Here is a 14,392-nt window from a genome sequence, read left to right as displayed (position 1 = left end):
TCAGTGAACACCCGCTTTATCGTGGTGGAACACTAGCCCTGTAGGAGCTGCCGCAGGCTGCGATCTTTTGATCTTAAACGGCGACGCCGTGAGTTTTTAGGAACGCGATGAAAGTTTCTTCGTCCATCACCTTCACACCCAGCTCATTGGCCTTGGTCAATTTGGAACCGGCACCCGGGCCCGCGACCACACAATGAGTCTTCGCCGACACGGAACCGGCAACCTTGGCGCCAAGGCTTTCCAGGTGTTCCTTGGCGACATCACGGCTCATCAATTCAACTTTGCCAGTCAGCACCCAGGTCTCGCCGGACAGCGGCAAACCTTCGACGACTTTCTTCTCGCTCTGCCAGTGCATGCCGAAATCGCGCAGTTGCTTTTCGGAGTCCTCGGCTAACTGACGATGCTGCGGAACAGCAAAAAACTCGCGAACCGAATTTGCCTGCTTCTCCGGCAAGGCCTGACGCATGTCCAGCCAGTCCGCATCCATCACCGCTTCCAGCGAGCCGAACTTGTCCGCCAGTTTCTGTGCGCCACCGGGGCCGACCGAAGGAATATGCAGCTTGTCGAGGAAGCCACCCAGCGTGGTGCTGGCGGCAAACTCGGCGCCCAGCTCACCCTGATCCTGAATCTGCAGACCATGCCCCAGCAGTTCGGTAATCACCTGCTGGTTATGCGCATCTTCAAAGAAGCTGTGAATCTCGTGCGCCACTTCCAGGCCGACATCCGGCAGGTAGGTCAGCACTTGCGGCAGCGCCTGCTGCACGCGCTCCAGCGAACCCAGCGAGCGCGCCAGCACCTTGGCGGTCTCCTCGCCGACATCGGGAATGCCCAGTGCATAGATGAAGCGCGCCAGCCCCGGCTTCTTGCTGTCTTCGATGGCCGCGAGCAGCTTGTTGCTCGACACCTCGGCAAAGCCTTCCAGATCAACGATGTCGTCAAACTTCAGCGCATACAGATCCGCCGGCGAACTGACCAGACCTTCATCGACCAGTTGCTCGACACTCTTGTCGCCCAGGCCTTCGATGTCCATCGCCCGGCGCGAGACGAAATGGATGATCGCCTGCTTCAGTTGCGCGCCACAGGCCAGACGGCCGACACAGCGATACACCGCGCCTTCGCTGACGGTTTCCTTGCCCTTGCTGCGCTTGATCAGTTGCGTACGCTCGACGTGCGAACCGCACACCGGGCAGCTCTCGGGAATCTGCACCGCGCGCGCGTTTTCCGGACGGCGATCCATGACCACTTGCACCACTTGCGGAATCACATCACCGGCACGGCGGATGATCACGGTGTCGCCAATCATCAGGCCCAGACGCGCGACTTCATCCATGTTGTGCAACGTGGCGTTGGCCACGGTGACGCCTGCCACCTTGACCGGTTTCAGACGCGCCACTGGCGTCACGGCGCCGGTGCGGCCAACCTGGAATTCCACGTCGAGCAACTCGGTGAGCTCTTCCATTGCCGGGAATTTATGTGCAATCGCCCAGCGCGGCTCACGGGCGCGGAAACCCAGTTCGCGCTGATCGGCAATGCTGTTGACCTTGAACACCACGCCGTCGATTTCGTAGGCCAGCGCGTTACGGCGCTCGCCGATGTCGCGATAATAATCCAGGCATTCGCCGATGCCTTTGGCCAGTTTCAGTTCGTGACTGATCGGCATGCCCCACTGCTGCAACTGCTTGAGGTTGCCGATGTGGGTGTCGGAAATATCGTGGGAAACCTGGCCGATGCCATAGCAGCAAAATTCCAGCGGACGGTTGGCGGTGATCTTCGAATCGAGCTGACGCAAGCTGCCGGCGGCGGCGTTGCGCGGGTTGGCGAAGGTCTTGCCACCGACTTCCAGTTGCGAGGCGTTGAGGCGCTCGAAACCGGCTTTGGACATGAACACTTCACCGCGCACTTCCAGGGTCGCCGGCCAGCCTTCGCCGTGCAGCTTCAGCGGAATGTTGCGCACGGTGCGCACGTTGACGCTGATGTCTTCACCGGTAGTGCCATCGCCGCGTGTGGCGCCGCGCACCAATACGCCGTCCTGATACAGCAGGCTGACCGCCAGGCCATCGAGTTTCGGCTCGCAGCTGTATTCCACCGCCGCGCCGCCGCCGAACAGATCGCCGGCCGGCAAATCCAGACCTTCGGTGACGCGGCGATCGAATTCGCGCATGTCGGTTTCTTCGAAGGCGTTGCCGAGGCTGAGCATCGGCACTTCGTGACGCACCTGAGTGAACGCGGTCAGCGCTACGCTGCCGACGCGCTGGGTCGGCGAGTCGCTGGTGATCAGTTCCGGGTTGGCCGCTTCCAGCGCCTTGAGCTCGTGGAACAACCGGTCGTACTCGGCATCCGGAATGCTCGGCTCGTCGAGGACGTGGTAACGGTAGTTGTGTTGATCGAGTTCAGCGCGTAGCTCGAGAATGCGGTTTTTGGCGGCGGTCATGGGGTGTTCTCTCATAAAGCAAAAGAGCAGCCGAGGCTGCTCTAATTCATCTATCTGTGGCAGCAGAAGCAAAGATCGCAGCCTTCGGCAGCTCCTACAGAAATCGCATTCCTGTAGGAGCTATCGAGTGAAACGAGGCTGCGATCTTTTGATCTTGGCCTTAGCGCTTCTGGGTCAGGGCGCGACGTTCGAATTCAACGATGCGCTGACGGTAGTGCTCAATCGTTTGTGCGGTCAGAACGCTGCGCTGGTCATCTTTCAGTTCGCCGTTCAGTTCCTGCGACAACTTGCGGGCTGCAGCCACCATCACGTCGAAGGCTTGCTTCGGATGACGCGGGCCTGGCAGGCCGAGGAAGAAGCTCACCGCCGGGGTGCTGAAATGGTCGATGTCGTCCAGATCGAAGATGCCCGGTTTGACCGCGTTGGCCATGGAGAACAGCACTTCACCGTTGCCAGCCATGCTTTCGTGGCGGTGGAAAATATCCATCTCGCCAAAACGCAGACCGCTTTCGAGAATGTTCTGCAACAGCGCCGGGCCTTTGAAGCCGGCAGCGTCGCGGCAGATCACACTGATCACCAGCACTTCTTCAGCTTGTGGCTGGTCTTTGTCGACCACCGCCGGCGAAGGCTTGCTGTCTTCGGCGAAATCGTCGTCACGGCTGCTGAAGCTCGGGCCGCCGTCCAGATCCAGGTCGAGGTTCAGGTCGCCCTGCGCCGGACCGTTGCTGCCGCGCTTGCCACGTTTCGAGCCGGATTCGCGAGGCTCGCGTGCTTCGCGGGCCGGCATGCTCACCGATGGCAGATCGTGTTCGTCCAGTTGCGGCTCTTTATGTGTATCCAGCACGCGAGCCGGGCCCAACAGCTCAGCGCTGGTGTCCTCGTCCGGCAGGTTGGACAGACTTCGGTCAAGACGGAATTTCAGTTTTCCCTTGCCGCCGCGCATACGGCGCCAGCCATCGAAAAGAATACCGGCTATCACAATGATGCCGATGACGATCAGCCACTCGCGCAGACCGATTTCCATGTAATCCCGTGCCTCTATAAAAAATGCTGAAAAATAAGGGGTTTACATTGTGCAAACCGCTTTAAAACGTGGCGCCAACTCTATGTTCTGACAGGCGTTTTGCCCACGTATACGAAAAATTGACATTAAACTAGCACGACCAAAGACAACTTTACACCGTCTGTCTCATTGGCTTGCGCGAATATGTCGATTGGCCAGCAAGTCGAACCCGGTAAAAAAGTCCTACAACCCTCAATTACCTTTCCGACACCACGCTGGCTCAGGCGTCCACCATCGCCATCGCCTCCTCGACATCCACGGCTACCAGTCGCGAACAACCCGGTTCATGCATCGTCACGCCCATCAACTGCTCGGCCATTTCCATGGCGATCTTGTTGTGGGTGATATAGATGAACTGCACGGTCTGCGACATCTCTTTGACCAAGCGTGCGTAGCGTCCAACGTTAGCGTCATCCAGTGGCGCGTCAACCTCATCGAGCATGCAGAACGGCGCCGGGTTCAATTTGAAGATGGCAAAAACCAGTGCCAGCGCGGTCAGGGCTTTTTCCCCACCGGAGAGCAAATGGATGGTGCTGTTCTTCTTCCCTGGCGGCTGCGCCATGATCGTTACCCCTGTATCGAGTAGATCTTCGCCCGTCAGTTCCAAATACGCCCGTCCACCACCGAAAACTTTTGGAAAAAGTGCCTGTAAACCGCCATTGATCTGATCAAAGGTATCTTTGAAGCGGTTACGGGTTTCCTTGTCGATCTTGCGAATAACGTTCTCAAGGGTCTCCAGCGCTTCGACCAGATCGGCGTCCTGCGCATCCAGATAACGTTTACGCTCGGATTGTTGCGTGTATTCGTCGATGGCGGCGAGGTTGATCGCACCCAGGCGCTGAATCCGCGCATTGATGCGTTCGAGTTCTTCTTCGGCTTCGCGTTCACTGGCTTGCGCGGTTAATGTCGCGAGCACGCCGTTGAGATCGTAGCCGTCTTCCAGCAATTGATCCTGCAAAGCCTTGCGGCGCACGGTCAGGGCTTGCCATTCCATGCGTTGCTGTTCGAGCTGGCCACGAATCAACTGCGATTGCTGCTCGGCCTGAGTCCGGCGTTTTTCCGCGTCGCGCAGTTCGCGATCGGCGTCTTCGAGGGCGATCTGCGCGGTCTTCAGCTCTACGTCGACGGTCATGCGCTTATCGAGCAACTCTTCGAGTTTCAGGCGCAGCTCTTCCAGCGGCGCCTCGCCCTCCTCCAGATTCAGACTCAACTGTTCGCGCTTTTCGGTCAGGCGCTCGGCCTGCATTTCCAGACGCTCGAGCGCCTGACGCGTGGAGTCGTGCTGCGCGCGCAACGAGCCGAGACGCACGGCCAATTGATGCGCGTGATCCTTGTGCTGCCGCGCTTCCTGACGCACGCGATCAAGGCGCTCGCGCAGGCTGTCGCGCTGGGCCAGCAGTAATTCACGCTGCTCGGTGTCGAGCGCCATGGCATCCAGCGCTTCCTGCAATTGCATGCGCGCTTCGCCGATCTGTTCGTGCTCGAGTTCGCGTTGTTCGCCGAGCTCGACCAGCTCTTCATCAAGACGGGTACGACGCAACGTCAACTGTTCGGCCTTGGCTTTGCCAGCGGACAGCTGCGCTTTCAATTCGCCCTGCTGGCGCGCTTCGTCTTGCAGCAAACGGCGCAAATGTTCACGGCCATTTTCCTGCTGACGCTGTTGCGCGCGCAGGGTTTGCAGACGAGTTTCCATGGCCTCGACCGTGGCCTCTTTTTCTTCCCGCTCGAGGTGCAGCGCTTCGATTTCCTGACCACGGGCGAGCATGCCGCTCTCTGCTTCGCTGGCCCGGCGTACGCGCAAGAAGTGCCGGCCGACCCAGTAACCGTCGCGGCTGATCAGGCTCTCGCCGGCGCTCAATTGCCCGCGCAAGGCCAGCGCCTGCTCAAGGCCGTCGACCGGTTTGACCTGACCGAGCCACGGCGACAGATCGATCTGCGCGTCGACCTTATCGAGCAAGCTGCCGGCGACGCGCACGCCATCGCTGGCCGGGCTGAGCAGGCGCAAGTCGCCTTGGGTGAAACCGGATAAATCGAAGCCGCTGAAGTCGTCGACCAGCACCGCTTGCAGATCGGCGCCGAGCACGGTTTCCACCGCCAGTTCCCAACCGGCCTCGACCTTCAGGCCTTCGGCCAGACGCGGACGCTCGGCGAGGTTGTGCTCCTTCAGCCATTCGGCGGTGCCGGTGCCCGGATCGAGCGCGGCTTGCTGCAAGGCTTCAAGGGACGCAAGGCGACCGTTGAGACGCTGCAAATCGCCCTGCGCCTGTTGCTGTGCAGTCAGCGCTTGCTGCAATTCCTGACGCAGTTGTTCGAGTTTTTCGACCTGTGCTTCTTCGCTGGTCTGCAAATCTTCGAGGGTCGCTTCGGACTCGGCGAGCTGCTCGTTGAGTTCCATGATCGCCGCGTCTTCCGGGTCAGCCGAGAGCAACGCGCGCTCTTCGCCGAGACGCTTTTGCCGGTCAGCGAGGCGCTCCATGCTGGTTTCCAGCTGCTGGATGCGCGACTGCTGCACTTCGGCCTGACGGCGCGGCTCGGCGGCGGTCAGGTTGAAGGCGTCCCACTGTTCCTGCCAGCCGTGCATGACGGACTCGGAATCTTCCAGCGCAGCGGCGGCTTCTTCGGCGGCAGCGCTGGTGACTTCCTGCTCGGGGGTGAGCATGTCCAGCTCTTCGCCGAGGGTCAGCAGCAAGGTGCGGTCGTGGCCCAGGTGCGATTCGGTTTCAAGGCGTGCGCGTTCGGCTTCTTTCAAATCGTCCTGCAACTGACGCAAACGTTGCTGGCCGTGCTGGATGCTCTGCTCGACCCGGGCGATGTCGCCGCCAACCGAATAGAAGCGCCCTTGCACCAGATTGAAGCGTTCAGACAGATCATGGTGACCGTCACGCAGGCGTTCGATGGCCGCGTCGGCATTGCGCTGTTCGGCGACCAGCGCTTCGAAACTGATTTCCTGGGTGCCGATGATCGACTCGCGCTGGCCAACCTGATCGTTGAGATCCTGCCAGCGCAGGGCCGACAGTTGCGCCTTGAGCTGGCGTTCTTCGGCTTTGAGTTCCTGATACTTCTTGGCGGCCTCGGCCTGGCGGTGCAGGCGTTCGAGCTGACGCTCGAGCTCATCGCGCAGGTCGGTCAGACGGGCGAGGTTTTCGTGGGTGCGGCGGATACGGTTTTCGGTCTCGCGGCGGCGCTCTTTATATTTCGAGATGCCGGCGGCTTCTTCGATGAAATTACGCAGGTCTTCGGGCTTGGATTCGATCAGCTTGGAGATCATCCCCTGCTCGATGATCGAATAGCTGCGCGGGCCCAGACCGGTGCCGAGGAAGATATCGGTGATATCGCGACGCCGGCACTTGGTGCCGTTGAGGTAATACGTGGTCTGGCTGTCGCGAGTGACTTTGCGGCGAATCGAAATCTCGGCGTAGGCCGCGTACTCGCCCAGCAGCGTGCCGTCGGAGTTATCGAAGACGAGCTCGATGCTCGCTTGGCTCACCGGTTTGCGGCTGGTCGAGCCGTTGAAGATGACGTCGGTCATCGACTCGCCACGCAGGTTCTTCGCCGAACTCTCGCCCATCACCCAGCGTACGGCGTCGATGATGTTCGACTTGCCGCAACCGTTCGGCCCGACGACTGCCGCCATGTTACTGGGGAAGTTCACCGTGGTCGGGTCGACGAAGGATTTGAATCCCGCCAGTTTGATGCACTTGAGCCGCACGCTTAGGCAACCGTCAGCGCGGAGACCACCAGATCGCAGCTGCGCTGGGCATACGCCGTCAGCACGATGCGGATCTGCGGCAAATCACGGGCAAGCACGGCGGCGAGCAGGCGTTCGAACAGTTCGAGGAACTCGCTCATTGAAGCCTTGCGCTGTTCGAGGGCGAGGAAATAGGCGCGGCTCATCGCCGGCTGGAGGTTCTCGACGGTCTCTTGCAGGTACGGATTGTTGGCGAACGGATAGGCGGCGCGCATCACGCTGAAGCTGTCGTCGACGAAGCTGCGGATGTCCTGACGCTCGTAGCTGGCAGTCAGGCGCTGCTGGATCTGCACGAACGGCGCCATGTCCGACTGCACTTGCCAGCCATTGGCCACTGAATTGCCGAGCAGGATGTACAACTCGCTCATCAGCGTGCACAGGCTCTGCACTTTGTGCGGCGTCAGCTCGGTGACGTGCGCACCACGACGCGGCAGGATCGCGATCAGGTGACGGCGTTCGAGGATCAGCAAGGCTTCGCGGACCGAGCCGCGGCTGACATTGAGGGCCAGCGTGACCTTCTGTTCCTGGATGCGCTCTCCCGGCTTCATTTCGCCACGAATGATGCGTTCGGCGAGGTGGTGAGCGATTTGCTCGGCGAGGCTGTCCGGCGCCTTGAACGTCATGGTTGTCCTTCAAACTCTATCGATCTGCACAAGCGGCGCAGTGTAGCGCAAATGCACGGTCATGGCGGAGTGCCCACTCAGCGGTTTTTGGCACGATTCCCGCAAAAAAGCAGGGTGACCGATGAAGGTCAATAATGAATAGACACGTTGTTGATCGACGAAATGCTTTTTCCTGACCTTTAAGTCAGAAAACAATTGACCGAAAAGTCAGACCTGCTAAATTCGGTTCACGTCGGTTAACAACAATAATGAGTCTGCGAGGCCTTCCGTGATCCAGTTTTTACTTAACCAGGAACTCCGTAGCGAGCACGCCCTGGACCCGAATCTGACTGTGCTCAATTACCTGCGTGAACACGTGGGCAAGTCCGGCACCAAAGAAGGTTGCGCCAGCGGTGACTGCGGCGCCTGCACCGTGGTGGTCGGCGAGTTGCAAACGGATGACGCTGGCCGCGAACACATTCGCTATCGCAGCCTCAACTCGTGCCTGACCTTTGTTTCGTCGCTGCACGGCAAACAACTGATCAGCGTCGAAGACCTCAAACACCAAGGCGAACTGCACAGCGTGCAGAAAGCCATGGTCGAGTGCCATGGCTCGCAGTGCGGTTTCTGCACCCCCGGTTTCGTCATGTCGCTGTTCGCCCTGCAAAAGAACAGCGATGCACCGGATCAGGCCAAGGCCCACGAAGCGCTGGCCGGCAATCTCTGTCGTTGCACTGGCTACCGGCCGATTCTGGCGGCTGCCGAGCAATCCTGCTGCGGCAAGCAAGCGGATCAGTTCGATGCCCGCGAAGCGGAGACCATCGCCCGCCTCAAAGCCATCGCCCCGACCGATATCGGCGAACTCAACAGCGGCGACAAGCGCTGCCTGGTGCCGCTGACCGTTGCTGATCTGGCCGACCTCTACGACGCTTATCCACAAGCACGCCTGCTCGCCGGCGGCACCGACTTGGCACTGGAAGTCACCCAGTTCCACCGCACCCTGCCGGTGATGATCTACGTCGGCAACGTCGCGGAAATGAAGCGCATCGACACCTTCGAAGACCGCATCGAAATCGGCGCCGCCACCGCCCTCTCCGACTGCTACGAAGCGTTGAACGCCGAGTACCCGGACTTCGGCGAACTGCTGCACCGCTTCGCCTCGCTGCAAATCCGCAACCAGGGCACCCTCGGCGGCAACATCGGCAACGCTTCGCCGATTGGTGACTCGCCACCGCTGCTGATCGCCCTCGGCGCGCAGGTGGTGCTGTGCAAAGGCGAAACCCGCCGCACCCTGAACCTCGATGACTACTTCATCGATTACAAAGTCACTGCTCGTCAGGAAAGTGAATTCATCGAGAAGATCATCGTCCCGCGCGCCAGCGCCGAACAACTGTTCCGCGCCTACAAAGTCTCCAAGCGTCTGGACGATGACATCTCTGCCGTCTGCGCCGCCTTCAACCTGCGCGTCGAAAATGGCGTGATCACCGATGCACGCATGGCCTTCGGCGGCATGGCTGCGATTCCGAAACGCGCCGCCCATTGCGAAGTCGCGCTGATTGGTGCGCCGTTCAACAACGCTGTGGTAGAACGTGCCTGCGCCGCACTGGCCGAAGATTTCACCCCGCTCTCGGACTTCCGCGCCAGCAAGGAATATCGCCTGCTCAGCGCGCAGAACCTGCTGCGCAAATACTTCATCGAACTGCAAACACCGCACATCGAGACTCGGGTGACCGCTTATGTCTAACCATCACGGCGTAGAGAAAACCCAGGCTGAACTGGCTGAACTGTTCGCCAAGGACCTGACCACAGGTGTCGGCCGCAGCGTCAAGCACGACAGCGCCACCAAGCACGTGTCTGGTGAAGCGCAGTACATCGATGACCGTCTGGAATTTCCGAACCAGTTGCACCTGTACGCACGTATGTCGGACCGCGCCCACGCGAAGATCATCAGCATCGACACCTCGCCGTGCTACGCCTTCGACGGCGTGCGCATCGCCATCACCCACGAAGACGTGCCAGGCCTGAAAGACATCGGCCCGTTGATGCCGGGCGACCCGCTGCTGGCCATCGATGATGTGCAATTCGTTGGTCAACCGGTGCTCGCCGTTGCCGCAAAAGATCTGGAAACCGCGCGCAAAGCCGCGATGGCGGCGATCATCGAATACGAAGATCTCGAACCCGTGCTCGACGTGGTTGAAGCGCTGCGCAAACGCCACTTCGTGCTCGACAGCCACACCCATCAACGTGGTGATTCGGCCGGTGCATTGGCCACGGCTGAACACCGCATTCAAGGCACGCTGCACATAGGCGGTCAGGAACACTTTTATCTGGAGACGCAAATCTCCTCGGTGATGCCGACCGAAGACGGCGGCATGATCGTTTACTGCTCGACGCAGAACCCGACCGAAGTGCAAAAACTGGTCGCCGAAGTGCTCGACGTGTCGATGAACAAAATCGTCGTCGACATGCGCCGCATGGGCGGTGGTTTCGGTGGCAAGGAAACTCAGGCGGCCAGCCCGGCCTGCCTGTGCGCGGTGGTTGCGCACCTCACCGGCCAGCCAACGAAGATGCGCCTGCCGCGCGTCGAAGACATGCTGATGACCGGCAAGCGTCACCCGTTCTACGTCGAATACGATGTCGGCTTCGACAGCACCGGGCGCCTGCACGGGATCAACATGGACCTGGCCGGCAACTGCGGCTGTTCGCCGGACCTGTCCGCGTCGATCGTTGACCGGGCGATGTTCCACTCGGACAACTCGTACTACCTGGGCGACGCGACCATCAACGGTCACCGCTGCAAGACCAACACCGCGTCGAACACCGCTTACCGTGGTTTCGGTGGCCCGCAAGGCATGGTCGCGATCGAAGAAGTGATGGACGCGATTGCCCGTCACCTGCAACTCGACCCGCTCGCGGTGCGCAAGGCCAACTACTACGGCAAGACCGAGCGTAACGTCACCCACTACTACCAGACCGTCGAGCACAACATGCTCGAAGAGATGACCGCCGAACTGGAAGAAAGCAGCCAGTATCACGAACGCCGCGAAGCGATCCGTCGCTACAACGCCAACAGCCCGATCCTGAAAAAAGGTCTGGCGCTGACCCCGGTGAAATTCGGTATTTCCTTCACCGCCAGCTTCTTGAACCAGGCCGGTGCGCTGATCCACATCTACACCGACGGCAGCATCCACCTGAACCACGGCGGCACGGAAATGGGCCAGGGCCTGAACACCAAAGTCGCGCAGGTCGTGGCCGAAGTGTTCCAGGTCGAAATCGACCGCGTGCAGATCACCGCGACCAACACCGACAAAGTGCCGAACACCTCGCCGACCGCCGCCTCCAGCGGTGCTGACCTGAACGGCAAAGCGGCGCAGAACGCGGCGGAAATCATCAAGAAACGTCTGGTCGAATTCGCTGCACGTCACTTCAAAGTCACAGAAGAAGACGTTGAATTCCACAACGGCCACGTGCGCGTTCGCGACCACATCCTGACCTTTGAAGCGCTGATCCAGCAGGCGTATTTCAATCAGGTGTCGCTATCGAGCACCGGGTTCTACAAGACCCCGAAGATCTACTACGACCGCAGCCAGGCGCGTGGTCGTCCGTTCTACTACTTTGCCTTTGGCGCGGCGTGCTGCGAGGTGATCGTCGACACCCTGACCGGCGAGTACAAGATGCTGCGCACCGACATCCTGCACGACGTCGGCGCCTCGCTGAACCCGTCCATCGACATCGGTCAGGTCGAGGGTGGTTTCATTCAAGGCATGGGTTGGCTGACCATGGAAGAGCTGGTCTGGAACAACAAAGGCAAGCTGATGACCAACGGCCCGGCCAGCTACAAGATCCCGGCCGTGGCGGACATGCCGCTGGACCTGCGGGTGAAGCTGGTGGAAAACCGCAAGAACCCGGAAGACACGGTGTTCCATTCCAAGGCTGTCGGTGAACCGCCGTTCATGCTCGGGATTGCTTCGTGGTGTGCGATCAAGGATGCGGTGGCGAGCCTCGCTGATTACAAGCAGCAGCCGCAGATCGATGCGCCGGCGACACCGGAGCGGGTGTTGTGGGGTTGCGAGCAGATGCGGCAGTTGAAAGCGGTGAAAGCCGTCGAAGCTGAAACCGAGTTGGCTCCGCTCTAGGACCGAGGCGCGGCTATCGCGAGCAGGCTCACTCCTACAGGGGAATGCATTCCAAATGTGGGAGCGAGCCTGCTCGCGAAGAGGCCCGAACAGACAACGATGTTGTAGGGGTGACATATGTACAACTGGATCGACGCCCTCGCCGACCTGCAGAACCAGGGCGAACCCTGTGTGCTGGTGACGATCATCGAAGAACTCGGCTCGACGCCACGCAACGCCGGTTCGAAAATGGTCATCAGCGCCAATCAGAGCTTCGACACCATCGGTGGCGGGCATCTGGAATACAAAGCCATGCAGATCGCCCGCGATATGCTCGCCAGCGGTAAGCAGGACACCCATCTGGAGCGCTTCAGCCTCGGCGCCAGCCTGGGCCAGTGCTGCGGCGGCGCCACCGTGTTGCTGTTCGAACCGATGGGCCAGGTGCAGGCGCAGATCGCTGTGTTCGGTGCCGGCCACGTTGGCCGCGCCCTCGTGCCGCTGCTCGCCAGCCTGCCCTGCCGGGTGCGCTGGATCGATTCGCGCGAGTCCGAATTCCCCGAACAGATCCCGCACGGCGTGCGTAAAATCGTCGCCGAAGAGCCTGTGGATGAAATCGATGAGCTGCCCGCCGGCAGTTACTGCATCGTCATGACCCACAACCATCAGCTCGACCTTGAACTCACTGCCGCGATCCTCAAGCGCAACGACTTCGCCTACTTCGGCCTGATCGGTTCGAAGACCAAACGCGTGAAGTTCGAACACCGTTTGCGCGATCGCGGTTTCGACAGCAGCGTCGTGCAACGCATGCGCTGCCCGATGGGCATCGGCGAAGTCAAAGGCAAACTGCCTGTGGAAATCGCCATCTCCATCGCCGGCGAAATCATCGCCACCTACAACGCCAACTTCGGCCAGCAGACTGCCAGCGCCGAACCGATTGCCAAACTGCTGCCGGTTTCGCGGCGCAGTCAGGCGACCAAACTCAAAGCCTCAAACTGATTAGAGAACCCTCATGCCTCTGACTCGCAAAGCCTACCGCGCCGCCATCCTGCACAGCATCGCCGACCCCGCCGAAGTCGGGATCGAAGCCTCCTACGAATATTTCGAGGACGGCCTGCTGGTGGTCGATGGCGGCAAGATCAGCGCCCTCGGCCACGCCAGTGATTTGCTGCCGACCCTGCCGGCGGACATCGAAATCGAGCACTATCAGGATGCGTTGATCACCCCGGGCTTCATCGACACCCACATTCACTTTCCGCAAACCGGCATGGTCGGTGCTTACGGCGAGCAACTGCTCGACTGGCTGAACACCTACACCTTCCCGTGCGAAAGCCAGTTCGGCGACAAGGCCCACGCCGACGAAGTCGCTGACATTTTCATCAAGGAACTGCTGCGCAACGGCACCACCACCGCGCTGGTGTTCGGCAGCGTGCACCCGCAGTCGGTGAACTCGTTGTTCGAAGCGGCCGAGAAGCTCGACCTGCGCATGATCGCCGGCAAGGTGATGATGGACCGCAACGCCCCGGACTATCTGACTGATACCGCCGAATCGAGCTACGTCGAGAGCAAGGCGCTGATCGAGCGCTGGCACGGCAAGGGTCGCCTGCACTACGCGGTCACCCCGCGCTTCGCACCGACCAGCACCCCGGAACAACTGACCCTCGCTGGCCAACTGCTGACTGAATACCCGGATCTGTACATGCAGACCCACATCAGCGAGAACCTCAAGGAAATCGAGTGGGTCAAGGAGCTGTTCCCGGAGCGCAAGGGCTACCTCGACGTTTACGATCACTACCAACTGCTCGGCGAGCGCTCGGTATTCGCCCACGGTGTGCACCTGTGCGACGACGAATGTGCGCGTCTGGCAGAAACCGGTTCGGCGATTTCGTTCTGCCCGACTTCGAACTTCTTCTTGGGTAGCGGCTTGTTCAACCTGCCGATGGCCGAGAAGCACAAACTCAATGTCGGTCTGGGCACTGACGTCGGTGGCGGTACCAGTTTCTCGCTGCTGCAGACGCTGAACGAAGCGTACAAAGTGATGCAGTTGCAAGGTGCGCGACTGAGCCCGTTCAAGTCGCTGTACCTGGCGACGCTGGGTGGCGCACGAGCGCTGCGCCTGGAAGACAAGATCGGCAACCTGCAACCGGGTTCCGACGCTGACTTCCTGGTGCTGGATTACAACGCCACACCGCTGCTGAGCTACCGCTTGAAGCAGGCCAACAACATTGCCGAGACGTTGTTTGTGTTGATGACGCTGGGCGATGACCGCACGGTGCAGCAGACGTATGCGGCGGGTGCTTTGGTGCATCAGCGCTGAGTTTTCACAGGCACAAAAAAATCCCCCGGAGGTGTTCAGCCCCGGGGGATTTTTTGTTGCCTGTCAGATCGCCTTCGCGAGCAAGCTCGCTCCCACATGGGAATGCATTTCAAATGTGG

8 protein-coding genes are annotated in these 14,392 nt (G+C 60.3%); 4 read left to right on the top strand and 4 right to left on the bottom strand.

Features of this window, described 5'->3' with window-relative positions:
- Window positions 1–73 precede the first annotated feature (73 nt).
- The 4 genes from ligA to ACW9IR_RS25110 form a co-directional block, all read right to left on the bottom strand.
- Entirely contained in the window at window positions 74–2,431 is a 2,358-nt protein-coding gene (gene ligA / locus ACW9IR_RS25125) for an NAD-dependent DNA ligase LigA (RefSeq protein WP_457465354.1), read from the bottom strand.
- A gap of 160 nt (window positions 2,432–2,591) precedes the next feature.
- Complete coding sequence (zipA, locus tag ACW9IR_RS25120; RefSeq protein WP_038365417.1) at window positions 2,592–3,455, bottom strand: cell division protein ZipA; 864 nt, start codon at window positions 3,453–3,455, stop codon at window positions 2,592–2,594.
- Window positions 3,456–3,714: 259 nt separating this feature from the next.
- Window positions 3,715–7,203, bottom strand: coding sequence for a chromosome segregation protein SMC (gene smc, locus ACW9IR_RS25115; RefSeq protein ID WP_457465353.1), 3,489 nt, complete (start codon window positions 7,201–7,203; stop codon window positions 3,715–3,717).
- Between the two features lie 2 nt (window positions 7,204–7,205).
- A complete protein-coding gene (locus ACW9IR_RS25110; RefSeq protein ID WP_038365421.1) occupies window positions 7,206–7,865 on the bottom strand; it encodes a GntR family transcriptional regulator in 660 nt (219 codons plus the stop codon).
- 268 nt (window positions 7,866–8,133) lie between these two features.
- Here ACW9IR_RS25110 and xdhA point away from each other — a divergent pair, with 268 nt between their 5' ends.
- From xdhA to guaD, 4 genes are all read left to right on the top strand, one after another.
- Window positions 8,134–9,588: a xanthine dehydrogenase small subunit gene (xdhA, locus tag ACW9IR_RS25105; RefSeq protein ID WP_457465352.1), complete on the top strand. Its 1,455-nt coding sequence runs from the start codon at window positions 8,134–8,136 to the stop codon at window positions 9,586–9,588.
- On the top strand, window positions 9,581–11,980 hold the full coding sequence (gene xdhB, locus ACW9IR_RS25100; protein ID WP_457465351.1) for a xanthine dehydrogenase molybdopterin binding subunit: 2,400 nt from the start codon (window positions 9,581–9,583) through the stop codon (window positions 11,978–11,980). The genes xdhA and xdhB overlap by 8 nt, the downstream gene beginning before the upstream one ends.
- Window positions 11,981–12,097: 117 nt before the next feature.
- Window positions 12,098–12,955, top strand: a complete 858-nt coding sequence (gene xdhC / locus ACW9IR_RS25095) for a xanthine dehydrogenase accessory protein XdhC (protein ID WP_457465350.1) — start codon at window positions 12,098–12,100, stop codon at window positions 12,953–12,955.
- Between the two features lie 13 nt (window positions 12,956–12,968).
- The gene (gene guaD, locus ACW9IR_RS25090; RefSeq protein WP_457465349.1) at window positions 12,969–14,273 is read left to right on the top strand and encodes a guanine deaminase; all 1,305 of its coding nucleotides are present in this window, start codon (window positions 12,969–12,971) and stop codon (window positions 14,271–14,273) included.
- Window positions 14,274–14,392: the final 119 nt, after the last annotated feature.

Source organism: Pseudomonas sp. SDT291_1_S447, assembly GCF_054070155.1.
The sequence above is the reverse complement of the archived record's forward strand: the minus strand, read 5'-3'. Positions and strand labels throughout refer to the sequence as shown.

Coding starts and splice junctions, on each gene's coding strand:
- xdhB (WP_457465351.1), top strand. CDS start 9,581: ATGTCTAACCATCACGGCGTAGAGAAAACCCAGGCTGAACTGGCTGAA.
- guaD (WP_457465349.1), top strand. CDS start 12,969: ATGCCTCTGACTCGCAAAGCCTACCGCGCCGCCATCCTGCACAGCATC.
- xdhC (WP_457465350.1), top strand. CDS start 12,098: ATGTACAACTGGATCGACGCCCTCGCCGACCTGCAGAACCAGGGCGAA.
- ligA (WP_457465354.1), bottom strand. CDS start 2,431: ATGACCGCCGCCAAAAACCGCATTCTCGAGCTACGCGCTGAACTCGAT.
- ACW9IR_RS25110 (WP_038365421.1), bottom strand. CDS start 7,865: ATGACGTTCAAGGCGCCGGACAGCCTCGCCGAGCAAATCGCTCACCAC.
- zipA (WP_038365417.1), bottom strand. CDS start 3,455: ATGGAAATCGGTCTGCGCGAGTGGCTGATCGTCATCGGCATCATTGTG.